The organism is Olsenella profusa F0195 (genome assembly GCF_000468755.1).
In the GTDB taxonomy this organism is placed as follows: domain Bacteria; phylum Actinomycetota; class Coriobacteriia; order Coriobacteriales; family Atopobiaceae; genus Olsenella_F; species Olsenella_F profusa.
This window is the reverse complement of record NZ_AWEZ01000073.1, coordinates 39,660-65,845: the sequence shown is the minus strand read 5'-3', so window position 1 is coordinate 65,845 and position 26,186 is coordinate 39,660. Positions and strand designations below refer to the sequence as shown.

22 protein-coding genes and 4 tRNA genes are annotated in these 26,186 nt (G+C 63.6%); 2 read left to right on the top strand and 24 right to left on the bottom strand.

Annotated elements, in window-relative coordinates; genetic code table 11:
• Positions 1-219: 219 nt before the first annotated feature.
• The 6 genes from HMPREF1316_RS12530 to purE all read right to left on the bottom strand — a co-directional run bounded on the left by HMPREF1316_RS12530 (position 220) and on the right by purE (position 6,567).
• Positions 220-1,692, bottom strand: a complete 1,473-nt coding sequence (locus HMPREF1316_RS12530) for a radical SAM protein (RefSeq protein ID WP_021727351.1) — start codon at positions 1,690-1,692, stop codon at positions 220-222.
• 277 nt (positions 1,693-1,969) lie between these two features.
• A complete protein-coding gene (locus HMPREF1316_RS12525; protein WP_021727434.1) occupies positions 1,970-2,923 on the bottom strand; it encodes a lactate/malate family dehydrogenase in 954 nt (317 codons plus the stop codon).
• A gap of 422 nt (positions 2,924-3,345) precedes the next feature.
• On the bottom strand, positions 3,346-4,008 hold the full coding sequence (purN, locus tag HMPREF1316_RS12520) for a phosphoribosylglycinamide formyltransferase (protein WP_021727388.1): 663 nt from the start codon (positions 4,006-4,008) through the stop codon (positions 3,346-3,348).
• Entirely contained in the window at positions 4,005-5,075 is a 1,071-nt protein-coding gene (purM, locus tag HMPREF1316_RS12515) for a phosphoribosylformylglycinamidine cyclo-ligase (protein ID WP_040652591.1), read from the bottom strand. Before purM ends, purN begins: the two co-directional genes overlap by 4 nt.
• Positions 5,076-5,120: 45 nt before the next feature.
• Positions 5,121-5,990: a class B sortase gene (locus HMPREF1316_RS12510; RefSeq protein ID WP_051333024.1), complete on the bottom strand. Its 870-nt coding sequence runs from the start codon at positions 5,988-5,990 to the stop codon at positions 5,121-5,123.
• 115 nt (positions 5,991-6,105) lie between these two features.
• Complete coding sequence (gene purE, locus HMPREF1316_RS12505; RefSeq protein WP_040652589.1) at positions 6,106-6,567, bottom strand: 5-(carboxyamino)imidazole ribonucleotide mutase; 462 nt, start codon at positions 6,565-6,567, stop codon at positions 6,106-6,108.
• A 433-nt stretch (positions 6,568-7,000) separates the two neighbouring features.
• Between purE and HMPREF1316_RS12500 the strand changes: the two genes are divergently transcribed.
• Entirely contained in the window at positions 7,001-7,873 is an 873-nt protein-coding gene (locus HMPREF1316_RS12500) for a bifunctional hydroxymethylpyrimidine kinase/phosphomethylpyrimidine kinase (protein ID WP_021727387.1), read from the top strand.
• A 265-nt stretch (positions 7,874-8,138) separates the two neighbouring features.
• Here the strand turns inward: HMPREF1316_RS12500 and HMPREF1316_RS12495 are convergent, their stop codons facing one another.
• The 17 genes from HMPREF1316_RS12495 to HMPREF1316_RS12410 form a co-directional block, all read right to left on the bottom strand.
• Positions 8,139-9,116, bottom strand: a complete 978-nt coding sequence (locus tag HMPREF1316_RS12495) for a hypothetical protein (protein WP_021727450.1) — start codon at positions 9,114-9,116, stop codon at positions 8,139-8,141.
• A 76-nt stretch (positions 9,117-9,192) separates the two neighbouring features.
• Complete coding sequence (locus HMPREF1316_RS12490; protein WP_021727444.1) at positions 9,193-9,957, bottom strand: NUDIX domain-containing protein; 765 nt, start codon at positions 9,955-9,957, stop codon at positions 9,193-9,195.
• Positions 9,958-9,970: 13 nt separating this feature from the next.
• Entirely contained in the window at positions 9,971-11,275 is a 1,305-nt protein-coding gene (gene purD, locus HMPREF1316_RS12485) for a phosphoribosylamine--glycine ligase (protein ID WP_040652587.1), read from the bottom strand.
• A gap of 293 nt (positions 11,276-11,568) precedes the next feature.
• On the bottom strand, positions 11,569-12,849 hold the full coding sequence (locus tag HMPREF1316_RS12475) for an adenylosuccinate synthase (protein WP_021727435.1): 1,281 nt from the start codon (positions 12,847-12,849) through the stop codon (positions 11,569-11,571).
• A gap of 79 nt (positions 12,850-12,928) precedes the next feature.
• Positions 12,929-14,320 carry a replicative DNA helicase gene (gene dnaB, locus HMPREF1316_RS12470; protein WP_021727370.1) on the bottom strand — a complete coding sequence of 464 codons (1,392 nt, stop codon included), beginning with the start codon at positions 14,318-14,320 and terminating at the stop codon, positions 12,929-12,931.
• 466 nt (positions 14,321-14,786) lie between these two features.
• The gene (gene rplI / locus HMPREF1316_RS12465) at positions 14,787-15,350 is read right to left on the bottom strand and encodes a 50S ribosomal protein L9 (RefSeq protein ID WP_021727445.1); all 564 of its coding nucleotides are present in this window, start codon (positions 15,348-15,350) and stop codon (positions 14,787-14,789) included.
• 57 nt (positions 15,351-15,407) lie between these two features.
• Complete coding sequence (rpsR, locus tag HMPREF1316_RS12460; protein WP_021727381.1) at positions 15,408-15,680, bottom strand: 30S ribosomal protein S18; 273 nt, start codon at positions 15,678-15,680, stop codon at positions 15,408-15,410.
• Between the two features lie 42 nt (positions 15,681-15,722).
• On the bottom strand, positions 15,723-16,205 hold the full coding sequence (locus tag HMPREF1316_RS12455) for a single-stranded DNA-binding protein (RefSeq protein ID WP_021727468.1): 483 nt from the start codon (positions 16,203-16,205) through the stop codon (positions 15,723-15,725).
• Positions 16,206-16,250: 45 nt separating this feature from the next.
• Positions 16,251-16,544, bottom strand: coding sequence for a 30S ribosomal protein S6 (gene rpsF, locus HMPREF1316_RS12450; protein ID WP_021727432.1), 294 nt, complete (start codon positions 16,542-16,544; stop codon positions 16,251-16,253).
• 343 nt (positions 16,545-16,887) lie between these two features.
• The gene (locus tag HMPREF1316_RS13480; protein ID WP_051333023.1) at positions 16,888-18,273 is read right to left on the bottom strand and encodes a DUF4013 domain-containing protein; all 1,386 of its coding nucleotides are present in this window, start codon (positions 18,271-18,273) and stop codon (positions 16,888-16,890) included.
• Between the two features lie 174 nt (positions 18,274-18,447).
• Positions 18,448-18,538: transfer RNA gene (locus HMPREF1316_RS12440), tRNA-Ser, on the bottom strand.
• Between the two features lie 40 nt (positions 18,539-18,578).
• A tRNA-Ser gene (locus HMPREF1316_RS12435) sits at positions 18,579-18,669 on the bottom strand.
• A 309-nt stretch (positions 18,670-18,978) separates the two neighbouring features.
• Positions 18,979-19,182 (bottom strand): helix-turn-helix domain-containing protein, encoded by a 204-nt coding sequence (locus HMPREF1316_RS12430; protein ID WP_021727412.1) that lies wholly within the window; start codon positions 19,180-19,182, stop codon positions 18,979-18,981.
• 83 nt (positions 19,183-19,265) lie between these two features.
• On the bottom strand, positions 19,266-21,104 hold the full coding sequence (typA, locus tag HMPREF1316_RS12425) for a translational GTPase TypA (protein WP_021727377.1): 1,839 nt from the start codon (positions 21,102-21,104) through the stop codon (positions 19,266-19,268).
• A gap of 420 nt (positions 21,105-21,524) precedes the next feature.
• The gene (locus tag HMPREF1316_RS12420) at positions 21,525-21,953 is read right to left on the bottom strand and encodes a hypothetical protein (RefSeq protein ID WP_232204542.1); all 429 of its coding nucleotides are present in this window, start codon (positions 21,951-21,953) and stop codon (positions 21,525-21,527) included.
• Between the two features lie 129 nt (positions 21,954-22,082).
• Positions 22,083-22,158: transfer RNA gene (locus HMPREF1316_RS12415), tRNA-Ala, on the bottom strand.
• 83 nt (positions 22,159-22,241) lie between these two features.
• Positions 22,242-22,318: transfer RNA gene (locus HMPREF1316_RS12410), tRNA-Ile, on the bottom strand.
• A gap of 133 nt (positions 22,319-22,451) precedes the next feature.
• Here HMPREF1316_RS12410 and HMPREF1316_RS12405 point away from each other — a divergent pair.
• Positions 22,452-23,000, top strand: coding sequence for a bifunctional nuclease family protein (locus HMPREF1316_RS12405; RefSeq protein ID WP_021727449.1), 549 nt, complete (start codon positions 22,452-22,454; stop codon positions 22,998-23,000).
• Between the two features lie 398 nt (positions 23,001-23,398).
• On the opposite strand, the gene gyrA is transcribed toward HMPREF1316_RS12405, so the two are convergent.
• Positions 23,399-26,158 carry a DNA gyrase subunit A gene (gyrA, locus tag HMPREF1316_RS12400; protein WP_040652615.1) on the bottom strand — a complete coding sequence of 920 codons (2,760 nt, stop codon included), beginning with the start codon at positions 26,156-26,158 and terminating at the stop codon, positions 23,399-23,401.
• Positions 26,159-26,186 lie beyond the last annotated feature (28 nt).

The following is a 26,186-nucleotide window of genomic DNA, read 5'->3' as shown; positions in this document are numbered from 1 at the left end:
CAAAAGAAGCGATGGGGCGTCACCGTGCACCTGTAACGCTTGCGGGCGACGCGGCTGCGCACGCCAAGACTAAGCGTAGCCGTGGTGGTGGCCGTTGGCGCGAGGGCATCGGGGAGCGCCGACACACGAACCGTGGGCGTGGCATGCGGCGCGGTCACGAAAGGGGCCTTGCCCCTGTGGCCAAGGCCCCTCTGCGTGCGCGTGGACATGGGTGACAGGCTAGTCGAGCACCGCCTCTTCCTCGGCGTCGTCCTGGGCGATGATCTTTGCCTTGCGATCGGTACCCATCATGGACATCTCGTCCTCGTAGACCTTCTTGCCCGTGGGGTGCTCGTCAAGCCATAGCTCCTTGGCCCTGGGAGCCCACTCCCTGGCATAGGGAAGGGTGCGCCTGCAGAGGTCCTCGGCAGCCTCGGGCGCAACGTACTCGCTGGTCTTGGCGCCTGACTCCTTGACGATGCGCGGCAGGATGGCAGGGTTCTCCAGCATGGGGCAGGGCTGCAGCATGTTGTCGTTCCAGGGGTAGTTCTCGCGGTATGCCTGGAAGATGGGCTGGCGCAGGCAGTCGAGCCAGCTGTCCTCCGTCTTGATGTTGGCGCTGGAGTAGTGGATGAACACGCAGGGCTCCACATCGCCACGGGCGTTCACATGACAGTACACACGGCCACCGGCGATGCAGCCTCCGACGAACTCGCCGTCGTTCTGGAAGTCCATGGCAAAGATGGGCTTGCCGCTCTCGATGGCGCGGACCTCGCGGATACGGTGCAGCATGTACTCGCGCTGCTCGACGGTGGGCATGAGGTCGGCGTTGGCGCCCTCGCCCACGGGCATGTAGTGGAAGTACCAGGCCCAGCGGGCACCCTTCTCGATGATGAGATCGAAGAACTCGTCGGAGCTGACGGCCTCGGTGTTGTCGCGCGTGTATGCCGTGGAGGTGCCAAAGAGCAGGCCGTTCTCCCTCATGAGGTCAAAGGCCCTCATGACCTCACCGAAGGACCCGTCGCCACGACGGCCGTCGTTGACGGAGGGCTCATACGACTCCAGCGAGACGGAGAAGATGATGTTGCCCAGCCGCTTGACCTCGTCGCAGAAGGCCTGGTCGATGAGGGAGGCGTTCGTGAAGATGTTGAACAGACAGTCGTTGTGCCTCTCAGCCAGCTTGAGGATATCGGCCTTGCGGACGAGCGGCTCGCCGCCGGTGAGCATGAACATGTGGGTGCCGAGCGCCTTGGCCTCGCTCACGAGCTTGTCCATCTCGTCATACGTGAGGTTGAGACGGTTGCCGTAGTCGGCCGCCCAGCAGCCGACACAGTGCTTGTTGCAGGCACTCGTGGGATCGAACAGGATGATCCACGGCACGTTGCACTGGTACTTCTCGGCATTCTCGGTACAGGCACGCAGACCACGGAAGGCGCCCTCATAGCCGCCGTTGAGCACGGTCTGCCTGAGGACGTTGTGATCTGCCGTGTCGATGATGTCAAAGAGGTACCTCTCCCACTTGGACCCCGGGTACAGGCCCTTGCGGATGCCGCGGGTGGCACCGGGCGAGGTGTCCTTGAGGAGCTTGCCGGCCATATCGATGAGATGCTCGACGTTCTGCTCGCGACTCTTGCCAGAAGCACTCTTGATGATCTGATCGATGGCAAAACCAAATGCCTTTCGCTCCGCTGCATGCGCTATCTTCGATTGCATGAGCTTTGCCTCCCTTGCCTTGAGCCAACCCCTCGTGTCGCGACATCTGGACTTCCTGCGACGTTCAAAGTTTTGACTCACGTTTAAAACGAGCTCTAGTGTACCCCATTTGCTGCATGGACAACCCGACGCTTCGGGCCTTTTCGGAACAGCCGTCCGCCATGATGGTTCGAGGCGCCTCCCCTGATGCCTGGCAGTCGCCTGAGGGTGCCCCAGGGCCCGCTGGCGCAGGCCCTGCGAAGCCTCGACAACCTCAAGCGCAGCCCATAGACGAATGCTACCAGCATCTGACCCTCTCGACGTTCTCCTGGATGTGTCTGCAGCTGACGTGGAACTTCTCCTGCTCGTCGTGGGAGAGCTCCATCTTGAGCGTCCGTTCGACGCCATCGGCACCCACGACCGCGGGGATGGAGGTGAAGTGCCCGCGCTCACCATAATAGCCCTCGTCTGGCAGCAGCGTCCCGCAGGGCGTAATGAGCCTGGAGTCCTGCACGACCGCCTTGACCAGCTCGACGGCTGCGTTGGCGATGGAGTACTCCGTGCATCCCTTGCCATCATACGTGACATAGCCACCCTGGCGCACGGCCTCCTCGATGGCATCCTTGTCGAGGGTGAAGCGCTCGGGGTCGACCCGCTCGAGCTCCAAGAGGGGCATGGCGCCAAACGACACGTGCGACCATGCGGCAAACTGGCTGGATCCATGCTCGCCAATCATCCAGCTGGTGATGGAGGTGGGGTTATAGCCGGTCTCGGTCCAGAGCGCATGGCGGAAGCGCGCGGAATCGAGCGCGGTGCCGGAGCCCACGATCTGGTTGGGCTGGAGTCCCGAGAGCTTCCAGACGAGCGTCGCAATGACGTCACAGGGATTCGCAATGGTCACGATGACGCCCTCGTACCCCCTAAAGTGTGGCGCCCACACCTTGGTCTCACCCGAGGTGCAGACGAGCTCTCCGTCGCGGTTGCCGGCAGCCTGGGCGACGTGGCCGGCAGCGTTGACCACCACGTCACAGTCGAGCAGGGCCTCATAGTCCTGATGACAGTTGTAGACGCGCGCCTGGCGCGGGTAGAAGGGCATGGCATCCTGCAGATCATTGACCTCGCAGGACACCTTACCCTCTTGGGAGTCGACACAGTACAGCTCCGCCGCAAGCCCCTGGTAGAGAATCGCGTTTGCCACGTGCGCCCCCACGTGACCCATGCCAATGACGCCTATCTTGGTTATGTCGCCCATACATGTCTCCCATCAAAGCGCAGGGCGCGGCCTCGATCTCCCTCGCGTCGCGACACGTGGAGCGGTGGCTCGCGCAAATTGGTATCTGCGTCATTCTAGTCCCCGTCAATCGCCCCAGGCGACGGTGCCGGACGGCACCACACAAAACGACGGCGGACGCCCTGCGGCGGTGCCCCAGGCAGCCGTCTGGGCGCGTTGGAATGGTTCCCAGGTCGCTGGAGCCTCGTCCATATATCACACCCCATCAAGAGGATGCACATCCCCTATGCGCCAGGACCCAAGGGAGGGATTCGCTCGGGATTCTGTGAGGGGGGAACGCACCGCATCGTCGCCTGTCAGGAGTGCCTCATGGAGGACGGCCGCGCCCACACGCTGCCCAACGTCGACGCCCGTGTCTCCGCGCACCTTCGCATGGTGGCCTATCACAGAGTCGCCGTGACAGACGCCGCGCCGTCGCCCGCCGCCCCCTCTGCGAGCGGCGGGTCAACGTGCACCCTGCCACCGTCGACACGCACGCGACCCTCGGCGAGCAGTTGGATGACGTCCGGGTAGAGCTCATGCTCGATGGCATGGATGTGCTCCTCCAGCTCGTCAACGGTCCAGCCCTCCTCCACCGCCAGCGCGCGCTGCGCGATGATGGGGCCACAGTCGTAGCGCCCGTCGGCCACGTGCACGGTCACGCCCGTCACCTTGACCCCATAGTCATAGGCGTCCTGGATGGCGTGCGCCCCCTTGAAGCTAGGAAGGAGCGCCGGGTGCAGGTTGATGACCCTGTTGGGAAACGCGGCCAGGATGGGTTCGTGAACCATACGCATGTAGCCGGCCATGATGACGTAGTCGACGCCCGCACGCCTGAGCGAGCTGGCGATGACCTCGTCCGCCCGCTCGGGATCGGCATAGATCTCCTTGGAGAGGGTCAGCGTCTGGATGCCTGCGGCCTCGGCACGCTTGAGGCCATAGGCGCTGGGACGCGACGAGACGACCAGCTCGATGGTGGCGTCCAGCGTACCGGCCGCCATGCGGTCGATGATGGCCTGTAGGTTGGTGCCGGAACCGCTGATGAGAACGCCCAAGCAAATGCTCATCGGTAGACCACCTTTCCGGAGCCCTCCACGCACGTCCCCATCACGAAGGGTTCCAGCCCTTCGGCGGCAAGCGCCGTGTGCACGGCATCCACATCACCGGGGGCGACGATGAGGCTCATGCCCACCCCCATGTTGAAGGTCCTGTAGGCCTCGTCGAGGGTAAGGCCCGCCGCCCGCACGCAGTACGTGATGATGGGTGGCACCTGCCAGGCGGGCCCTGCGGCACCACCGCGGTCGACGGCGGCGTCCACCGTCGTCGGCAGGGCACGATTGAGGTTCTCGGTGATGCCGCCGCCCGTGATGTGGGCCATGGCATGGATGGGCGCATCCGCCTTGAGGGTGCGCGTGAGCGCACCGGCATAGATGGTGGTGGGGCGCAGCACGGCATCGGCGATGGACTCCCCCAGCCCGCTGTCATAGGCTTCGAGCTGCCCTGTGGTCCTGCCCTCGATGACCACCCTGCGCACGAGGGAGTAGCCGTTGGAGTGGATGCCGCTCGAGGGCAGGCCCAGGATGACGTCACCCACGTGGACCCGCTCGGGACCAAGCATCCTGGGGCGGTCGACGATGCCCACCACGAAGCCGGCGAGGTCATAGTCGTCCGTGGCCATCACGCCAGGATGCTCGGCCATCTCGCCGCCCACGAGCGCGCAGCCCGCGAGGCGACAGCCCTCGACAATGCCACCGACGATCGTGGCGACATGCTCGGCCTTGAGCCTGCCGAGGGCAAGGTAGTCCAGGAAGAAGAGCGGCTCGGCACCGACGGGCACCACGTCGTCCACGCACATGGCCACGAGGTCCTGGCCCACCGTCTCGTGGCGGTCGAGCAGCTGGGCAATGGCAAGCTTGGTGCCCACGCCGTCGGTACCCGAGACGAGGATCGGGTCCTCCATGTCCTTGAATCCCCTCATGGAGAAGCACGAGCCAAAGCCCCCCAGACCACCGATGACCTCGGGGCGGCTCGTGGCGCGCACGGCGTCCCTGATGGCGTCGACGGCACGCGCGCCCTCCTCGACGTCCACACCCGCATCCGCGTACGTGACATGCCGCCGCTCGCACTCGCTCATCGCCTCTCCCGTCTGGGGCTTGGCCCCGGTTCGTCCGACGTCCACCTAGCCACCCGAGGCCGCACGGGCGGCCGCGGCCTCCGCCTTGGGCACGCACACCAGCACCGTACGGCCGTTGGTGCCATCCGGCAGGTAGTAGTCACGATAGTAGTTGCAGGTTACCAGTGAGAGAACGTGGTCGGTGCCCGCAATGACCTGGCTGGCATCCACGCTCATGGTGACGGCATCGCCCAGGAGCCCCTGCAGATACGAGTGGAAGGCGTCCGGGGAGTCGAAGCCGAACCGCCGCACGTCCTGGTTGTCCGCCCGCGTGTAGTACAGGAGGAGCGGCTCGAGCTCGCAGGCCCCCTGCTCGGTGACGTACCAGATGGTGCCGATGCCATCGAAGGTGGCTTGGTCGTCCATGGCGGCTATCTGCTCGAACATGGTGCCGTCGAGCATGTGGTGCCCGTAGATGATGCTCTGCTGGTCAACCATGCCGGGAGTGGTGTTCTGGTAGTCCATGAAGACCTGGCCTGACACCAGCCAGTCGCCCGTGGCAGAGTGACGCAGGTAGTACTCGTTGTCCGTGGACTGGTACACGGGATAGTCGATGGTGGTGCCCGGCACGTAGAGCCAGCCGACCACGTCGGGGTTGATGGCCTTGAGGCCCTCCCAGTCTATCTGCGGGGCCTGGCTCGCATCATCGTAGACGGTGGCATAGGCGGCGAGCCTCTCGTTCTGCACGTTGGCCTCGTGGTAGCGCAGCTGTGCGAAGCCCCACAGGCCACCGGCAACCAGGAGCAGCACCACGCCCACCACGATGAGGACGTTGGAGACGGTGCGGCGGATGCCGCGCCTGGGGGGACGGGCGCGGCGTCCGCCGCGATGCCTCGCACGACCATGACGGCCACCACCCACGCGCACGGGCCTCACGCCAACGGCACGAGGCGCCGCCCCCCTGGCTGCACGTGCCGATGCAGGCGGGGAGGCGTGCGGGGCTCCCCCCGCGGGGCTGCGTCTCAGGTGCCTGCCGGTCCCGTCCGCCACGCTATGCCTCCGCCATCCGCCTCTTGAAGGAGGCGATGGCCTCGGCACAGCGGGCATCGGAGGTCGCCAGGATCTGCGTGGCATAGATGGCCGCGTTCCTGGCCCCGCCTATGGCCACACAGGCAACGGGCACGCCCGAGGGCATCTGCACCATGGAGAGCAGGGAGTCCATGCCACCCAGGTCGGAGGTCTTCATGGGGACGCCCACGATGGGCAGGGGCGTGTAGGCGGCAACGACGCCACCCAGGTGGGCCGCCTTGCCGGCGGCGGCGATGATGACCTTGAGGCCGCGGTCCGCCGCACCCGCCGCCCACTCGTGGACCTTCTCGGGCGTACGATGGGCCGAGGCGATGACCAGCTCAAAGGGCACGCCAAACTCCTCGAGCTGCTTCGTGCAGCCCTCCATGGCGGGGAGATCCGACTTCGACCCCATGATGATTCCTACCACTGCGCCTTCGACCATGGATCCTCCCAGCAAAGTGTGGTGCATACGCATATTCCGCATCAGATTCTAGAACCACAGTCCGTCTTGAGCCAACCCCAAGAATTAGTCCATCATCCGCCATCTGTACGCGTGCTGTCTTTGCCGTTACGAGCATTCTATTCTTCTTTCCCATAAAAGGAATGGCGACCAGTTGTGCCTCTCACAATCTGATCCGACATACTCCCTCACGCCTGCTTTAGGTCCTCATGGTCATGCACATCACCAATCACCTCCCTATCTATAACGTTGATTTAGCATAGATCATGGAGAGCTAAGACCGCTATATATGCACAATTTATTTACTACTCAACTTTCATCTTATGATTTTTCCCTGCTGCACAGCTTTGCGGCAGGCCATTCGCCTATGCTTCCCCACAGCATTGGTCCATAAGTCCATGTGAGAGGAAACACCATGACAACTGCCAAGGAACTCACGCTCTACCAACGCTCGGGGGCCTACATTCCCCGCGTCGCCGCCGTGCACGACCTGTGCGGCTACGGCAACTGCTCGCTGGGGGTGGCCATCCCCGTGCTCTCCGCGGCGGGCTGCGACGTCTGCCCGATCCCCACCTCGCTCTTCTCGGCGCATACCGGCTTCCCCGTGTTCCACATGCACGACACGACCAGCATGCTCGACGACTACCTCGATGCCTGGGATCAGGAGGGCGTCGAGCTCGATGCCATCTACTCAGGATTCCTGGGTTCGGCCGAGCAGGTGGGCGTCATCGAGCGGCTCTACCGCGAGCACCCCACGGCGCTGCGCATGGTCGACCCGGTGATGGGGGACAACGGCAGGAAGTACTCCACCTACAGCGACGAGATGTGCGAGGCCACGGGCAGGCTCGTCGAGGGGGCGGACGTCCTCACGCCCAACCTCACGGAGGCGTCCATCCTCACGCGCATCCCCTACGAGGGGCAGGACGTGAGCGACGCCTACGTGACGCGCATGATGGATGCCCTCCTGGACAGGGGCGCCAAGGTCGTGGTCATAAAGGGCGTCGCGCGCAACGATGGGCTCATCCGCAACTTTGTGGCTGGCCAGGACGTCGACCTGGACAAGACCTCGGGTGAGCGGCTTCCCTTCCTGCTGCACGGCACGGGCGACCTCTTTGCCTCGGGGCTGCTTGCGGCCATCATGTGTGGAAGGAGCCTGAGGGACGCCGTGGGGTTTGCGGGGGCGCTGGTTCACGACGCCATGGTCGTCTCGCGTGAGCAGCCTCACTATCAGCAGCGCGGCGTGAGCTTCGAGAGCGTGCTGGGCGAGGTGACCGACCTGTTGCGATAGGCCGCCTCCCAGCCATCGACGTTTGGGCAGCTCTTTTGCTGTCACCTTGACCATCGCTTTGGTCGTGCGAGGTTCTTTTCTGGTTGTGCGAGGTTTTTTCATCATTTCGTCCCGCGTGCAGACAAGAGTCAGCATGCGGGACGATTTTTCTCCGGAAACCTCGCACGACCGTTGTAGCCTACCGACCAGCGTGACCTACCTACCAACGCGACATACCAGCTGTCGTGGCCCGCCGCTTGGCACGCGACGTGCGGGCACACCCTCGCTACCTGCCACCAGGCTGGCTGGCATCAAGCGAGGTGTCCTGGTTCTGGCTCGTGGTGGACGTCTTGGCAGAGGCATCCGTGCCCGAGGAGCCATCGGACGAGCCGTCCGCGCGTGGGTCAGCGCCATCGTCCTCGTCGACCTTGGTGGTTGTGGTGTCATTGCCATCATTGCCCAGAATGGAGCTGAGGATGCCTTGGGGCGTATTGTCCGAGGTGATCGCCTTCTGCAGCTGAGCCGCCGTGGCATCGTCAAGCCCCGTGATGATGCAGTTGAAGCGTACGCCACCGCCAACCGTGGTCGTCTTGGTCCACACGAAGGTCATGAGGGTCTTCATGCTGCCGGAGGGTCGCACGAGCCCCAGGAGGTGCGCGTCCTGTATCTTGCCGTTCTCGTCCTCATAGACGTTCACGTGGTACACCACGGTATTGATGTTGGGGTTGAGCAAGGCGTTCACCGAGAACGCAGCGGCCTGGATCTGTGCCCCGGAGAAGGCCTCGAGGGCGTTCTTGGACGAGGTGTCCGTGACGGTGACCTCGATGCGGTGCGTGTTCTCGTCCGCCTCCTGCACGGAGTAGTCCGTGGGGAACTGCGTGAAGCCGTTGCCCCACTCGACGCCATTCTGGAGTGCAGTGGCAACGTTGGTGATGTTGACGTCCTCGGCAAGGTTGGCCGTGCTCGCATGACGCACCACCGTGGTCACCACCTGGAGCGCAACGACGGCGACGAAGAGCACGATGACGAAGGTGATGGCCGTACGCGTGATGACCTTCTCGACATTGGAGCCCGAGGGGTCGGCATCCGAGAGCGGGTCGATATCGACGCCCTGACCACGCTGGCCGCGGCGGCGACGCTGGCTCCGAGCCGTCTCTTCGTTTGTGTGGCCCGTCTCATCGACCGTGCCAAAGAGACGCTCGGCCTCCTCAGCGCTCAGGGCATTGCGCTGGATGCGTGCGATCTCTCCCCGTTTCTTTGCCATCAGGCCTCTTCCCTGTACGCATGTCGCACGTGTCAGCAGAGACACGACCCCTGACCAGTATACGCATGCCCCTCGCCTACTGAGAATCTCCTCCGTTCGGTGCCGCGTCATCAACGTTCAGACGGTGTGCGATGGCGTCGCAGACAAGTGCGCCGAGAACCGTCTTTGCGTCCTCGATGCGCCCATCGAGGACGGCATCGACCAGTTCGGTGAGATCGACGAGGTCCACGTTGATGAACTCGTCCGTATCGGGATCGGACCCCACGAACGAGAGGCCCGTTGCCATATAGATGTGTATGGTCTCATCGGCAAAGCCCGCAGAGGTGGCGATGGTGGTGAGAAACGCCATGTGCTGCGCGACCATACCCGTCTCCTCGGTGAGCTCGCGCCGGGCACAGTCGAGCGGATCCTCGCCGGGGTCGAGCTTTCCGGCGGGAATCTCCACCGTCACGCGACCCAGCGCCGTACGGTACTGACGCACGAGGCAAATCCGTCCGTCATCCGTGAGTGCCACCACCGCAACGGCTCCGGGATGGCGCACGACATCGCGGAGGGCGGTGCGCCCATCGGGCAGGCGCACCTGTAGGCGGTCGACGTTGAAGATGCGTCCCTCCCAGGACACGTCCTCCGAGAGGACCTCCTCGGCAAGCATGTGGTCGCGCGGATCGTCATCGCCCTGCACCAGATGGCGACGCTGGGGAAGCCCGGAGCCATGTCCCTGCCCGCTGCGATCGCCATCAAAGGCAAAGGCAGACGCATGCTCCCTGAGACCGTCGGTGGCGCGCTCTCGGCGCGCCCGTTGATCCCCCTCGTCGTCACGTGCGGTTATGACGTCTGACATGGTAACCGTCCCCCTACAGCCTCTCACGGCCCTTGATGGCCTTCATGCCAATGTCATGGCGATAGGCCTTCCCCTCGAACCAGATCTTGTCACACGCCTCATAGGCACGGTTGCGTGCGTCCTCGAAGGTAGGCGCCACCGCCGTCATATCGAGGACGCGCCCCCCATTGGTGAGCACGGTCCCGTCGGACGACAGGGCGGTACCCGCATGATAGACGGTCACGCCGGGAAGGGCATTGGCCTCGTCGATTCCCGATATGGGCTTGCCCTTCTCGTACGCACCGGGATAGCCTGCGCTCGTCAGTACCACGGAGACGGCCCAGTCGTCATCCCATGCGACCATGTCGGGACACAGGGTGCCCTCATCACAGGCGAGGAAGCACTCCACAAGATCCGCCTTCATGCGTGGCAGGACCACCTGGGTCTCTGGGTCGCCAAAGCGGGCGTTGAACTCAAGCACCTTGGGGCCGCCCCTCGTGAGCATGAAGCCCCCGTAGAGACAGCCGCTGTAGGCGATGCCGTCCGCACGCAGCTGGTCGACGACCCTCTGCTCGATGGCAACCATCCGATCCAGCTCACCGGGCAGCAGGATGGGAACCGGGGAGTACACGCCCATGCCACCCGTATTGGGCCCGCGGTCTCCGTCGAGGGCACGCTTGTGATCCTGCGAGGTGGCCAGGGGCACCACGGTGGTGCCGTCCGTGAGGGCGAGGAGCGAGCACTCCGGGCCCTCGAGCAGCTCCTCCACGATGACCTTGGCGCCCGCGTCGCCGAACGCCCCCGAGAGGCACTCGTGCACGCCGGCCAGGGCCTCCTCGGTGGTCTGAGCGACGATGACGCCCTTCCCCGCCGCAAGGCCGTCCGCCTTGACCACGCAGGGACCGGCGACCTCACGCACATAGGCAGCACAGGACGCCTCGTCGGTAAAGCTGCGGTACGCCGCCGTGGGCACGCCCGCCCGTGCCATGACCTGCTTTGCAAACTCCTTAGAGCCCTCCAGCCGCGCGGCCTCGGCCGAGGGGCCGAACACGGAGATGCCTGCGGCGCGCACCACGTCGGCCACGCCACCGACGAGCGGCGCCTCGGGGCCGATGACCACCAGGCCAATACCGTGTTCGCGGGCAAAGGCGGCCACGGCGTTCCCGTCCTCCATGGAGACGTCCGCTCGTTCGGCGAGCTGGAACATGCCACCATTGCCCGGGGCGACCCACAGCCTGCCGGCGTGGGGTGACTCGGCAAGCTTGGCGAGAAGCGCATGTTCCCTCCCCCCGGACCCCAGAAGGAGGATGTCCACCGCTTCCCTGTCACGTGTTACCATATGCTGCCCCCTTGCATCCAGGGCGCCCGAGAGGGCGCCCGATCCCTTGGCTTCCTGTTCGTGCCCCCGCGTCACACGCTTCCCGCCGCCCACGATACCACGGGCCTCATCGGACAAGGCGCTGGATGCGGGTACGTAGGCGCCGCCTCCAGCACGCCTGCACCCACCGACTCGAATTCGTTGATGTCCAGGAGCTTCTCCAAGGCGGCTATGACCCGTGGCGCTCCGACGGCAAGGTCACACACTATGGTGAACTGTGTCGCACTGTTGTTGGGGGCGCCTGTCACGCGCGCCTACCTCCAGTAGCGGTCGATGGTCTGCTCGCGGTCGGGACCGACGGTGATGATGGAGACGCGGACATCGGCAAGCTGCTCCAGAAAGTCGATATAGTCCTTGGCCTCGCGCGGGAGCTGGTAGAAGTTGCGCACGCCCGAGATGTCGCAGTTCCAGCCGGGGAGTGTCTCGTAGACGGGCCTGGCATGGTAGAACACGCCCTGGTGCTCGGGGACGGTCTTGTAGAGCCTACCGTCGCACTCGTAGGCGACGCAGACCTTGATCTGATCCAGGCAGCCCAGGACGTCAAGCTTGGTGATGGCAAGGTCGGTCAGACCATTGACGCGAGCGGCGTAGTTCACGACGACGGAATCGTACCAGCCGCAGCGGCGCTTGCGACCCGTGGTGACTCCATACTCGTGGCCAGCCTCGCCGAGCCTGTCGCCAACCTCATCGAAGAGCTCCGTGGGGAAGGGGCCAGAGCCAACGCGGGTGAGGTACGCCTTGGCGACGCCCAGCACGCGGTCGATGTTGGTGGGACCAACGCCAGAGCCGGTGACGGCGCCGCCAGCGGTGCAGTTGGAGGACGTAACAAACGGATAGGTGCCAAAGTCGATGTCGAGCATCGTGGCCTGCGCGCCCTCGAAGAGGATGTTCTTGCCGGCCTCGAGCTGCTCGTTCAGGAAGAGGGAGCTCTCGACGATGTAGGGATGGATGCGCTCGGCATATGGCAGGTAGGTCTCACAGATCTGCCCCACGGTATAGGTAGGCATGCCATAGACCTTCTCCAGGATGGGGTTGGTATAGGCCAATGCGGCCTCGAGCTTCTCGCGGAAGATCTTCTCGTCAAGCATGTCCTGCACGCGCAGGCCGGTGCGGTTCATCTTGTCCATGTAGGTGGGGCCGACGCCGCGCTTGGTGGTGCCGATGAGGTTCTTGCCGAGCCTCTTCTCGTGGGCGCCATCGAGGTCCTTGTGATAGGGCATGACGATGTGCGCGTTGCTGGAGATCTTGAGATCCGCACAGGAGATGCCCTGGGCCTCGAGCGTGTCGATCTCGCCGAGAAGGATCTCGGGGTCGACGATGCAGCCGTTGCCGATCACGGGGTACGTCCCCTTGTACATGACGCCGGAGGGAACCTGATGCAGGGCGAGCTTGTGACCGTTCGCCATAACGGTATGGCCGGCGTTCGCGCCACCCGCATAGCGACACACCACATCAAAGCTGCCGGAAATGAGGTCGGTCACCTTGCCCTTGCCTTCGTCACCCCACTGCGCGCCAACCAGAACTGATGCGGACATGCTGATTCCCTTCGAAGAGCGTGCGGTACCTCACCAGTATAGGCGTAGGCACCGGGCGAGGCGGTGAGCAGTTCGTCGGCTACTCCTGGAAGTTCCTGTCGACCTCCACGAACTTGGTGGAACCCGCGAGGAACATGAGCGGCACGATGTCAAGCGGGCCGGAGCGGTTCTTGGCGATGATGAAGTCGGTCACGTTGGGGTCGGGACGGTCGTCGCGCGCGGCCTCCTCCTCGGTCATGGAGCGGTCGAGCAGGATGACGATATCGGCATCCTGCTCGATCGACCCAGACTCACGCAGGTCAGAGAGCTGTGGACGCTGACCCTTGCGATCCGTGACCTGGCGGTTGAGCTGCGAGAGCGCCACGACGGGACAGACGAGGTCCTTTGCCATGATCTTGATGCCACGGCTCATCTCGCTGACCTCGGTGGCGCGGCTGTCGGTGCGCCGCCCCGACGGGGGCGAGAGCAGCTGCAGGTAATCGATGAGTATGAGCTTCCTGGGCTTGTCCTTGAGCATGCGGCGCGCCTTGGCGCGAATCTCCGTCACGGTGGTACCGGGCGTGTCGTCGATCATGAGGTCGAGGGTCGAGAGCTCCTGTGTGGCTTGGAAGACGGTGCTCCACTGGTCGCTCTTGATGTGCGCGCCACGAATGGCCGTGAGTGGGATGCGCGCATAGGACGAGAGGAGCCTCTGGGCGATCTCCGTCTTGGACATCTCAAGGGAGAAGAAGGCCACGCTCGTGCCCTTTGCCGCCGCATTGACGGCAAGGTTGAGGGCAAACGACGTCTTGCCCACGCCAGGACGGGCGCCGATGACCACCATCTGGCCCTCGCGGAGCCCCTGGAGCCGAGCGTCGATGGTGGAGAATCCCGTCTCCACGCCTATGATGCCGTTGGGGTTCTGTGCCGCCTCCGCCAGCTCGTCATAGAGGTCCCCCATCACGTCACCGATAGTGGAGTAGCCGCTCCTTATCTCGCGGTTGGTCACGCCCAGCAGCAGGTTCTCCGCAGAGTCCACGACTTCCTTGGTGTCCTCCGGCGCATCGAAGGCCAGGGCGGAGATCTTTGCCGATGCCGTGATGATGTCCCTCAGCGTGGCATCGCGATGCAGTATGCCCACATAGTGCGGCCAGTTGACGAGGGACGGACCCTCCTTGTTGAGATCCAGCAGATAGCTGGCACCACCCACCTTGTCGAGCTGGGCCGCACTGCGCAGATGGTCCGCCAGCGAGATGGGGTCGATGGCCGTGCCCTTGTCGAACATCTCGTTCATGGCCAGGAAGATCGTGCGATGCGCATACTGATAGAAGTCGGTTGGCTCCAGCTCCACCAGGCACTCCTGCAGGATCTCCGGGGAGACGAGCATGGCAGAGAGGACGGACGCCTCGGCAGCGCTGTCCTGTGGCATGGACGCGCCCCGCTCGAGGGGCGACGTGTCGTATTCGTTCTGGCTCTCCCGACGCTGCGGCATGCTCACCCACTCCAAGAGGCTCTGTCTGGGCTGATGGGGACGGGTGAAACTCATCTGAACCCGTACTCCGGGGATACGCTACCCTCGCTGCGAAAAATGTCAAATTTGCCTCCACCTGCGCTTTGTTGATACCGCTCTGCGCTGAGCTTTGATTCCGCGGCTTTTCAACGTTATCAACAATTTTGAAAATATCCTTCTGGCCCAGTTTTCAACATTCCTGCTTGCCAGGAAGTCTCCGCCCGCACATGAGGGTTTTTACCTGCAACAATTCTGAATGAAAGAATATGCTTAATGTTCTTGCAGGTACATGGGGTGTACTCGACACTCGAACAAAAGGGGAAGGCCCCGGAACAGGTGTTTGTCCGAAGCCTTCCCCGCCCGACTCTGGGCTGTACCTCCTCGCGAGCCTCACATGAGGCGCGCCTTTGTTCAAAAACCACCGATGACGCGCCGGGGGAGGACGATGCTACTCGGCCTCATGCCCCTCGACGGCGGCGCGCTCGGCGACAGCCTGCTCGGCGGCCTCCGCGCCCTCGGTGACGGCGGTCGCGGCGGCAGCCTGCTCGTCTGCGGCAAGCTCCTCCTCGGCCACGCCAACCAGCACCGCAAGCTCCGCATTGATGTCACGGTAGAGGTTGATCTCGATACTGTGGCTACCAGCCGTCTTTATTGCCGCGGTACGCGTAATGCGCTTGCGATCAACCTCCACGTCCAGCTGCGCCTTGATCACGTCGGCGATCTGGGCGGTGGTGACGGAGCCAAAGAGCTGGTTGTTCTCACCGACCCGTGCCTCGACGATCACGGTCTTGCCGTTGAGCCTCTCCCGCATCGCACGTGCGGTGGCGATGCGCTGTTCCTCGCGCTTCTCGATGCCGCTGCGACGCTGGTCGAGCTGCTTGATGTTGCCCGGGGTGGCGGGTTGGGCGATCTTGTTGGGGAACAGGAAGTTCTCCGCATAGCCCTGGGCGACCTCTACGATGTCGCCCTCGCCGCCCTTGCCCCTGAGCTCATCCAGAAGGATGACTTTCATGGGTACTCCTTAACGACGTCGGCCTTGGTGCCGACTATTGCCTGATGATGTGCACGCCTAACCGCGATTGCGGCCGCCACGCGTGGAGACCACGCTGGCGGCATACGGCAGAAGCGCCATCTCACGGGCGCGCTTGATGGCGAGCGCGATGTCGTGCTGATGCTGCGTGCAGGCGCCCGTGACGCGACGGGGCTTGATCTTGCCACGATCGGTCATGTACTTGCGAAGGAGCTGGGTGTCCTTATAGTCAATGAACTCGACGTTCTCCTTGCAGAACTGGCAGTACTTGCGACGCGGCTGGCGCTGCTCGACTTGCCTTTGCTTGGCCATGTCTTATACCTTTCTCCGGCGACGATGTCGCCTCTCAAGATCCTAGAACGGAATGTCCTCGTCGTAGACGTCCGCAGAGGGGGGCTTCTGGACGGGAGGGCTCTGCGGTGCGGGGGCGGGTGCGGGAGCGGGCGCCGTGTAGCTGGGTTGCTGCTGGCTGGACTGTTGGTAGCCCCCCTGGGGACCCTGCGCGCCGGCGCCCCTGGGCGAGAGGAACTCCACCTCGTCCACGACGACCTCCAGCTTGCTGCGACGCTGCCCGTCCCTCTCCCAGGAGCTGTAGCGGAGCTTGCCCTCCACGGCGACCTTTGAGCCCTTGGAGAGGAAGCGGCTGAGCGGCTCGGCGCGGTTGCCGAACACGACGCAGTCCACGAAGTTGGGGACGTCCTCCCACTCGCCGCTCTGGTTGCGGCGGCGGTCGTTGACGGCCACACCGAAGCGCAGGATGGCGGTGCCGGACGTGGTCTGCCTCAGCTCGGGGTCGCGCGTGAGGTTGCCCGAGATGTTCACCCTGTTGATGCTCATCGTTCACTACCTCTCATCCGTGAGACGTATGGCTCGTTCCCGCACTTAGTCCTCGTCGGTACGACGCACGACCATGTGGCGCTTCACAGCATCGTTGATGCGAAGGATACGGTCGAGCTCGGCAATCTGGCTGGGATCTGTGCGGAAGTTGATGAGGGTGTAGTCGCCCTCGTTGAGCTTATCGACCTCAAAGGCGAGCTTACGCTTGCCCCAGTCCTCGACACCGCCGACCATGCCACCGTTCTCGGTGATGGCGACCTCGATGCGCCTCATCACAGCGGCGCGCGTCTCCTCGGTTGCTGCGGGATCGACAAAATACAGCAGCTCATAAGCCTTCATGTTGTCACCTCCTCTGGACTAGCGGCCCCGGTTGGTGAAGGTGCGTCCGGGGCAGGAAAGGTCAAGTGTGCACTGTAGCACAGAGGACCTGGCCTTCCCATCCGTCCTCCCCTCAGCGGACCTCGACCACACAGTTCTCATATCTGGGTCAATGGTAGGACTCGTGTCTGGCAGAACTGTCCCCAAGGTCTGCAGAGAGTGGGCTCTGTCCACACTTCGCTCTGGTAGGTGACCTGCAGAGAGCGATATGCGCTCTTGCGTCATCCCCTCTCTCCATATGGTCAACAGAAGAGAGAGGCGCCCCTGTGGGACACCTCTCTCTGAGACCGCTACCTGACGAGACCTACTGCTGCGGGGTTCCACTCGCGTCATCGGAGGGCTCGGGAGCAGGCGACGGCGGCACGGCAGGCTGGGGGGCAGGGGTCGCCTGAGCCGTCTCCGAAGCGGACGGGGAGGTGGAAGCCGCCTGCGGGGCGGCAGGCTGAGCGGGCTGAGCCGCCTCCGAAGCGGGCTGGGAGACAGGAGCCACCTGAGCCGTCTCCGAAGCGGGCTGAGCGGCGGGCGCGGGCTGCGCGGGCTGAGCCGCCTCCGAAGCGGGCTGCGCGGCGGGCGCGGGCTGAGCGGGTGGCGCGGGCACCGGAGTTGCCGCAGGGACACCTTGGGGCGCGGCGACGGGATACCCACCGTCAGGCATGGCTGCCTGCTGAGGGGTCAGGGGTACCGCAACAGGTTGCGGTGCGGGCTGCTGGTAGGGCTGCCAGCTCTGCTGGGGGGCAGCCTGGGGCTGATAGCCCACAGGCTGCTGATACGGCTGGGGCTGAACCTGTGGCTGTGCATAGGGCTGCTGATAGCCCGCAGGCTGTTGCTGTGGAGCCGCCTGCTGGGGCTGTCCGTACCCATACGGGGGCTGCTGCTGTGGAGTCGCCTGTGGGGCGGCAGAGGCGCCGCCCGTAGGGAGGGTGGGAGACCAAGGCAGCGGGTCACCACTGGCACCCCACGCGGGAACATTGAACTGCCTCATCCACAGGGCAACCATATTGGTGGTGATGCAATCGATCCAAGAGCGGAAGAACAGCCCGATCATGACAACGATCAGGGCCACCACGAAGAACGATCCGAGTATGCGTGCGACGGCCTGCGTGCTGTAGTGAGACCCTGTGCTGCCCACGGTCCCTATGAAGCTCGCACCCGTGCCGGCAAACCCAATCATGGAGACGAGCGCGAGGACGACGCCAAGCACCAGACCCATGAGCAGGCTGATGCCGGTAACCTTGGCAAAGCCCTTGAAGTCGCGTTTGATCATCTCATAGATGCGGTTGATCTGATAGCCAGCGGTAAAGTCCTGATAGATCTCGGCACGGATGGCACAGACCGTAAGGAAGGTCTCTACAAAGATGCCGACGACGATCACAACGATGCTCCCCAGAACAGGGACAAGTCCTACGAACCATGCGACGAGGCCCCATACGACCCCCCAGCCAATCCTAGAGACAAAGACGCGCCAGCCACTCTTGATGCATTCACCAATCTGAACTCCCGACTGCTTCGGCGCGGCGTCCACGCCCCACGCGGTCAGGCGCCCCCACTCATAGATATAGCCGGCGACGCCCAGCCACCCCACCACCGGGACGAGCATCGCCAGACCAAGCAGAAGAATGACTTTTGGCCACCCTTTGTCACGCTTGAGGAGGCCCCAAGCATAGGAGAAATACCCGACGTTCTGTGGCATGAAAAGCTCCCTTCGTCATCTGCGCAGTCCTTCCGCGCAGAGAATGGGCTCTATGGTACGGCGAACCCCATTGCCCTATCAATGGGAAATTGACAACTTGATAATGAGTTAACGAATGACAGTCCAACCTTATGTGAAACATAAAAAGCCCGCATCCGCGGACTTGGCACACAATGGCGGAGGGGGAGGGATTCGAACCCTCGTACCCGCAAGGCGGGTAAACGGTTTTCGAGACCGCCGCATTCGACCACTCTGCCACCCCTCCGTAGGGTGAGACGGCGTCCCGAGGGACGCCGTGAGAGTTCTGGCGGAGAGTCTGGGATTTGAACCCAGGATACGCTTTAGGCGTATACACGATTTCCAATCGTGCTCCTTCGGCCACTCGGACAACTCTCCACAAGGCCGTAGGCGAAGTATAGCGTAAGTCCACCAATGAGGGAAAGCCGTTTTTCTCTCCACCTGTTCCCCTCGCCGGCACCTGCCGACATGCGAGAGAGCGTACGCCCGTCCGACCACCGTGGCTCCGCAGCATAGCATCCCATTCTTCCTGGAAAGCCCCAGTTCGGGGGCTGTTGCTTCGCGCGCGGCGCATAGGCCGACGGTACGTTGTCGTGGCGTTCTCGCGTGGTGACCGTGGGCACTGTCAGCGACTCTGATCCTCGAGTCGACCGTCTTCCATCACCAGCACCTCGTCATACCTTGGTACTACACGTTGCACAGCTGGTATACGCTCGAATGCAGGCGTGAGAGCAGGGCGTCCAGTATGGCCTTGGAGGGCATCTGGTGCCCGTTCTCGATGCGCGAGACCGTGATGGGCGAGCATATGCCCTCGGCAAGCTGCTCCTGCGTGACGTGCTGCTGTCTGCGGAGGTCCCGTATGGTCTCTCCTAGCGAGTCATGTCCATCCATGGCCCACCCCTCGATCGCATCGTCACAGGCGCCACAGTCGCAGGTGAGGACCCCGCGGCCGCATCGACAAACCAAACGGCCAGCTACTTGTCCACCATGCCGTGCCGCACGCGCCACTTGCGACGCTCGGTCTCGTTCAGGATGCGCTTGCGCATGCGGATGCTCTTGGGCGTCACCTCAACCAGCTCGTCATCCATGATGTACTCCAGGGCCTCCTCGAGTGTGAAGGCCCTTGGCGGCGTGAGCTGTACGGAGATGTCGGCCGTCGAGGAGCGCTGGTTGCCCAGGTTCTTGGTGCGGGCGATGTTGACGACCATGTCGCCAGGGCGGCTGCGCTCGCCCACGAGCATGCCCTCATAGCACTCGGTCCCCGGCCCCACGAAGAGCTGGCCGCGCTCCTGGAGCGTGCCGAGGGCGTAGGCCACGGCCTTCTCGGTGGACATGGAGATCATGGCGCCGTTCTGGCGCGTGCCGATCTCTCCAGCAAAGGGACCGTACTCGAGGAAGGTGTGGTAGAACACGGCCTCGCCATGCGTGACGTTGAGGATGCGGTTCTTGAGGCCCATGATGCCGCGTGTGGGGATTCTGAACTCGAGGTGCGTCTGCGCGGTACCGGCCTCCATGTTGGACATGGTGCCACCCACGTTGCCAAAGAGCTCGATGACCTTACCGGAGTGCTCACCCGGACACTCCACCACGGCCTGCTCGATGGGCTCGAGACGCTCGCCGCCCTCCCCCCTCTTGAAGAGCACGCGGGGCCTGCCCACCTGAAACTCGAAGCCCTCGCGGCGCATCTGCTCCATGAGCACCGAGAGGTGCAGGATGCCACGGCCGGAGACCTCCATGCCCGTCTTGTCGGGAAGCTCCTCGATGTGCATGGTCACGTTGTTCTCGCGCTCCTGCTCGAGGCGCTCCTTGAGCTGGCGGCCGCTCACGACGTCGCCCTCGCGACCCACGAGTGGCGAGGTGGAGGGCTCGAAGACGATGGACATCGTGGGTGGGTCGATCTCGATGGGATCGAGCTCCACGGGGTTGTCGGGGTCGGTGTAGACGTCGCCGATGTCGGTACCGTCGATGCCCACCACGGCACCGATGTCGCCGGCAACGACCTCCTGGCATTCCTTGCGTCCGAGGTAGTCGAAGGTAAAGAGCTGCTTGACCTGCGCCATCGCACGGCTGCCATCGTTCTTGACCACAAGGATCCTGTCGCCGTCGTGGATGGTGCCGGAGTACACGCGACCGATGCCGATGCGGCCCACGTAGTCGGAGTGGTCGATGGTCACGCACTGCATGGCAAGTGGGCCGTCCACGTCCACGTCGGGGGCCGGAAGGGCATCCACGATCATGTCGAGCAGGGGGAACATGTCCTCGTTGCCATCGGTGGGATCGAGGCGGGCGAAGCCATTGGCCGCGGAGGCATACACCACGTGCTCCATGGCAAACTCGAGCTGTCCGTCCGTGGCACCCAGATCCATCATGAGATCCAGGCAGTCATTGAGTGCCTTTTCGGGGTTGGCACCGTCGCGATCGATCTTATTGATGACCACCATGATGGAGAGACCAGCATCGATGGCGTGGCGCAGCACGAAGCGCGTCTGCGGCATGGGGCCCTCGGCGGCATCCACGAGCAGCAGGGCGCCGTCTGCCATCTTGAGCACGCGCTCCACCTCGCCGCCGAAGTCGGCATGGCCAGGGGTGTCGATGACGTTGATCTTGATGCCGTGGTACCCGATGGAGATGTTCTTGGCGAGAATCGTGATCCCGCGCTCGCGCTCCTGGTCGTTGGAGTCAAGCACACGCTCCTCCACCTGCTGGTTGTCACGGAAGGCATCCGTGGCGCGCAGGAGCTTGTCGACCAGCGTGGTCTTGCCATGGTCAACGTGAGCGATGATGGCTATGTTGCGGATGTGCTCTTGGAGCATGGACCCTCTGTGTCTCTTGCCCTGCTGGCGCAGGGATACGATGTTCAGCCCTCAGACTGTATATCAGGAGGGCCACGAAACGCTCTCCTGTGGGGATGTTCCACGTAAACTGCTCGTACACCGGGAGTACGAGCGACCGGCGGGAGGAAATGGGACAGAGAGGGGTACCCTTTCGATCCACATGGGCGCGTTTTGGCCCCAAGTGCGTGATGGGGAGCGCCACAATCGACCTCTCTGGGACCCATTCGGCATCAAGTTCGTTCTGTTTCCAACAAAATATGGCCATATGTGTCATTCCAGAGGAGCTGGCATGCCAATTCTGCCCTGAGCGAGCCCAGGCCATCACGCACTTGGGGCCAAAACGCGCCTGGAAGGCACAGACCCGGCCCTGTCCACCCACCATGACCCCTCTATGACCCCCTACAGGAGTGGCTCCAGCTCCCCAGCAGGGGCAGGGTCACTCCACACGAACCGATCTCCCGTGCCCCTTCCCTCAAAGAGCGCAAAGGCAGAGTAGGACTTGTAGCCGCGCTCGCCAAACTCGAGCATGAGGGCGTCCCGATAGGCACCCGCCTCATCGGCCACGGCACCCTCATAGGCAAGGACATAGCGGACGGCAGGGCCCATACCGGCGGAGTCACCTTCCCTGCCGAGGGCTGCCACCCTGTCGTGGGCCCCCTTCAGGCAGGCCTCGGTGCCGTCCCCAGAGAGGACATAGGATTCGGTCATGCCGGCAGCATCCTGCACCACAAGGAGCACATCGAGGCTGGAACCCTCCGCCAACAGGTCGAGGGCGTCACCTGCCAGCGTACTCGAGAGCTCATCCAACTCGGGAGAGATTCCATCCATACGCCTGGCTGTGGCTGACATATCTGTCCCATCTGTCCCCTCGTCATTGTCCCTGAGCCGAGTGTAACGCGAGAGCCGCCCACCGCAAGAGACAAAAAGGGCCGGAGCTGACGCTCCGGCCCGGCCATGTGGTGGAGACGAAGGGGATCGAACCCTCGACCTCAGGCTTGCAAAGCCCGCGCTCTCCCAGCTGAGCTACGTCCCCCTGTGCGCCCGATACGGGCAACTCGAGGCAATAAGTGCCCCAGCGGCGACTCTGACACGCTGGGGCACCTATTATCAAAGGGGTGGTGGGCCCGACAAGGTTCGAACTTGTGACCTCCCGGTTATCAGCCGGACGCTCTGACCAACTGAGCTACGGGCCCAACGCAGGGAGACATGTTACACTGCGAGAGGAGCTGGGTCAACAGAAAGCTGGGTCAACAGAAAGAGAAGGCAATTTGTCTCAACCTGTAGCTGGTGATCCTCTCCTGTTTTCGATGTTCCCGTGAGGGTACCATGACCACAGGCCTTCCCATCGTCGAGGGCCTAGAGAGGAAGCACATGGTACGCATGGACATCCAGACCATCATGATTGGCACGGGACCTGTGGGGTCACTTGTGGTGCTGAGGCCACGAGGCACCACACAGGACGACTCCAGCGTGCAGCTGCCCATCCGCATCGGAGCCATCGAGGCCGCAGCCATCTCCGCCGGGGTGGATGGGTCCGGCCAGGAGCGCCCGCTCACGCACGGACTCATGCTCGATGTCATCAGACATATGGGGGGCTCTATCGACTCAATCGAGATCATCGATGTCCGCGGCACTACGTTCTATGCACATCTCAATATAAGTTGCGAGTCCGGCCGTCACATAGAGGTGGATGCGCGCCCCTCCGACGCCATCGCCCTCGCCGTGCGCGCACGGGTGCCCATCTTTGCTGACGAGCATGTCGTCGAACGCGCGTCCATGCCGGACTTTGACCAGGTCGAGCAGGACGAGAAGCGGCAGGAGCTCAAGGACTTTCACGACTTCGTGGAGCATCTCTCCCCCGATGACTTCAAGTAACCCCTACCCCACCGCTCCCGGGCACCCCACCGACGCCCGATGTGAGCCGCATGCGCCTTATGGTGCGATGGCCTCCACCTAGTGCTATTGGGATGGTATTCCACCTGCAATTCTTTGATCTCATCTAGAAGGGGATACCACGCCGGGATCGTTGGTGTGGGCGGGTCTAGGCAGGGAAGCGGCCCCCGCCCTAGGGTTCGCAGTCGCGAGATAACGGATCCGGAGAGGGACAGCGACCGCAATGGAAGCCTCGCAACAGATCCCGACCGACGGGGACGACAGCGTGGGCCTGCGCGGACCCGAGCGCGCCCTGCTCGGGACAATGGTCGACTCGCCGAGCGGGCGGCTACCCACTGTCCGGACATGGATCACAGACGACTCGTACCTCGTGAGGGCTGCTATTCCTCAGCATCCTCCTCGATGAGCGTATCGTCCAGCTCCTCCTCGCCGCCGATGTCCACAGGCTCCTCGTCATCCGCCTCGCGTGCGCCGACGGACGCAAGGTCCAGCGTGCCCTGCAGGGGATTTCCGGCCTTGGCGGCCTTCTTCTTGTGGGCCACCATGCGCGCGACGGCACCAACGAGATCGCCCTGCGAGAGGTTCATGATCCTCACGCCCTGTGTGGCGCGGCCCAGACGCGATATGTCCGCGGTCTTCACGCGGATGACCACGCCCTCCTCCGAGACGATCATGAGCTCGTGCTGCGGGCCAACCACGCGGCACGCAACAAGGTCGCCCTTCTTGGCCGTCATGGAGATGGTTGCGACGCCCTGACCACCACGCTTGTGCTCGGGATACTCTGCCACCGGCGTACGCTTGCCATAGCCCCTCTCGGTGATGACGAGCAGGTCACCCTTGCCGTTGGATATCTCCATATCAAGCATGCGGGCTCCGTCCTTGAGCGCGATGCCTCGCACGCCCGAGGTGGCGCGGCTGGTGGGCCTTATCTCGGACTCGTCGAACAGAATGGCCTTGCCGGCCGTGGAACACAGGATGACCTTCTCCCCCTGTCTCACGCGACGCACGTTGACGAGCTCGTCATCCCTCTTGAGGTTGATCGCGATGATGCCGTCGCGACGGCTCTTGTCGTAGTCGCTCATGGCGGTCTTCTTCACCATGCCGCTCTTGGTGGCGAACATAAGGAACTCGTCCGCGGGGAACTCGCGCGTGGTGATGACCGCCGTAGGGTGCTCGCCCTCCTCGAGCGGGATCACGTTGACGAGTGCGGACCCGCGCGCATGGCGCGATCCGATGGGCAGCTCGTGCACCTTCACGCGATACACCTTGCCTCTGTTGGTAAAGAACAGCACGTAGTCGTGGGTGGACGCCACAAAGAGATCCTTCACGAAGTCGTTGTCCTTGAGCGAGAGCCCCTGGATGCCCTTGCCACCGCGTTTCTGGGAGCGATAGGTCGCTACGGGCAGGCGCTTCACGTAGCCGGCATGGGTCACGGTGATGACCATGTCCTCCTCAGCGATGAGGTCCTCGACGTCGAGCACGACCGGGGCATCGGAGATGGTGGTGCGGCGCCTGTCGGCGAACCTCTCCTTGATCTCGAGCATCTCCGACTTGATGACGGCCAGGATCTTTTGCTTGTCGGCAAGAAGCTCCTCATAGTAGGCGATGGCGCGGCGCAGACCGTCCAGCTCGTCCTGGAGCTTGTCGCGCTCGAGGCCGGTGAGCCGGCGCAGGCGCATCTCGAGGATGGCCGTCGTCTGCTCCTTGGTGAACGAGAAGCGCGCAATGAGCCGCTCCGAGGCCTCCGCATCCGTACGGCTGGAACGGATGATGGAGATGACCTCATCGATGTGGTCGAGCGCGACGAGCAGGCCCTCGAGGATGTGAGCGCGGGCCTTGGCTTTTGCCAGGTCGAACTTGGTGCGCCTCGTGACCACATCGACCTGGTGATCGATGTAGCACCGCAGGATCTCGGACAGCGAGAGCAGCTTGGGAACGCCGTCCACGAGAGCGAGGTCGATAATGCCGAAGGACGCCTGCAGCGACGAGTACTTGTAGAGGTTGTTGAGTACGACCTCGGGGATGGTCCCCTGCTTGAGCTCCATCACCAGGCGCAGGCCCTTACGATTGGACTCGTCGCGCATGTCGACAATGCCCTCGATGCGCTTCTCATTGACGAGCGCGGCTATCTTCTCCTGCAGGTTGCCCTTGTTGACACCATAGGGGAACTCGGTGAACACGAGCTTGTTGCGCCCACCCTTGGTGGATTCCACATGTGCCTTCGCGCGCAGGGTGATGATGCCGCGCCCCGTCTCGTAGGCCTGCTTGATGCCCTCGGAGCCCATGATGACGCCGGCCGTGGGAAAGTCCGGTCCCGGCATGACGCCCATGAGCTCGTCGACCGTGACCTCTGGGTTGTCGATCATCATGCACGTGGCGTCGATGGCCTCGCCCAGGTTGTGGGGTGGGATGTTGGTGGCCATGCCCACGGCGATGCCCTGCGAGCCGTTGACCAGCAGGTTGGGGAAGCGCGCCGGCAGCACGTCCGGCTCCTGGAGCGACTCGTCGTAGTTGGGCTGCCAGTCCACCGTGTCCTTGTTGAGGTCGCGCAGGAGCTCCATGGCCGGGCGTGCCAGGCGGCTCTCGGTGTAGCGCATGGCGGCCGCCGAGTCGCCATCGATGTTGCCAAAGTTGCCGTGGCCGTCCACGAGCGGCACGCGCATGGAGAACCACTGGGCGAGGCGCACCATGGCGTCATAGACCGCCGAGTCGCCGTGCGGGTGGTACTTGCCGATGACTTCGCCCACGGTCCAGGCCGACTTCTTGTGCGGCTTGTTGGGGAAGATGCCCGCCTCGTTCATGGCGTAGAGGATGCGGCGGTGCACCGGCTTCAGGCCATCACGCACGTCGGGCAAGGCGCGCGCTGTGATGACCGACATGGAGTACTCGATGAACGACTGCTCCATCTCGTGACCGAACTCGCGGAACTGAAGACTGCCACCGTGGATGTCCGCCTCATCAGACGGCTCGCGGTCGTCCTCCCCCACCTCGAGTGCGCCGTCATCCCCATCGTCGAGACCCGTCTCGTCCTCGGCGCCGGGATCATAGATGGGGGTGTCGGAGCCCTCCTGGTCATGCTCCGCCCTGTCGAGCAGCTCGCGCAGGTCATCAGGCATCCGAGTACCATCACCGGCACCCATGCCCCCCTGGTTGTTGGTATCGTCTGCC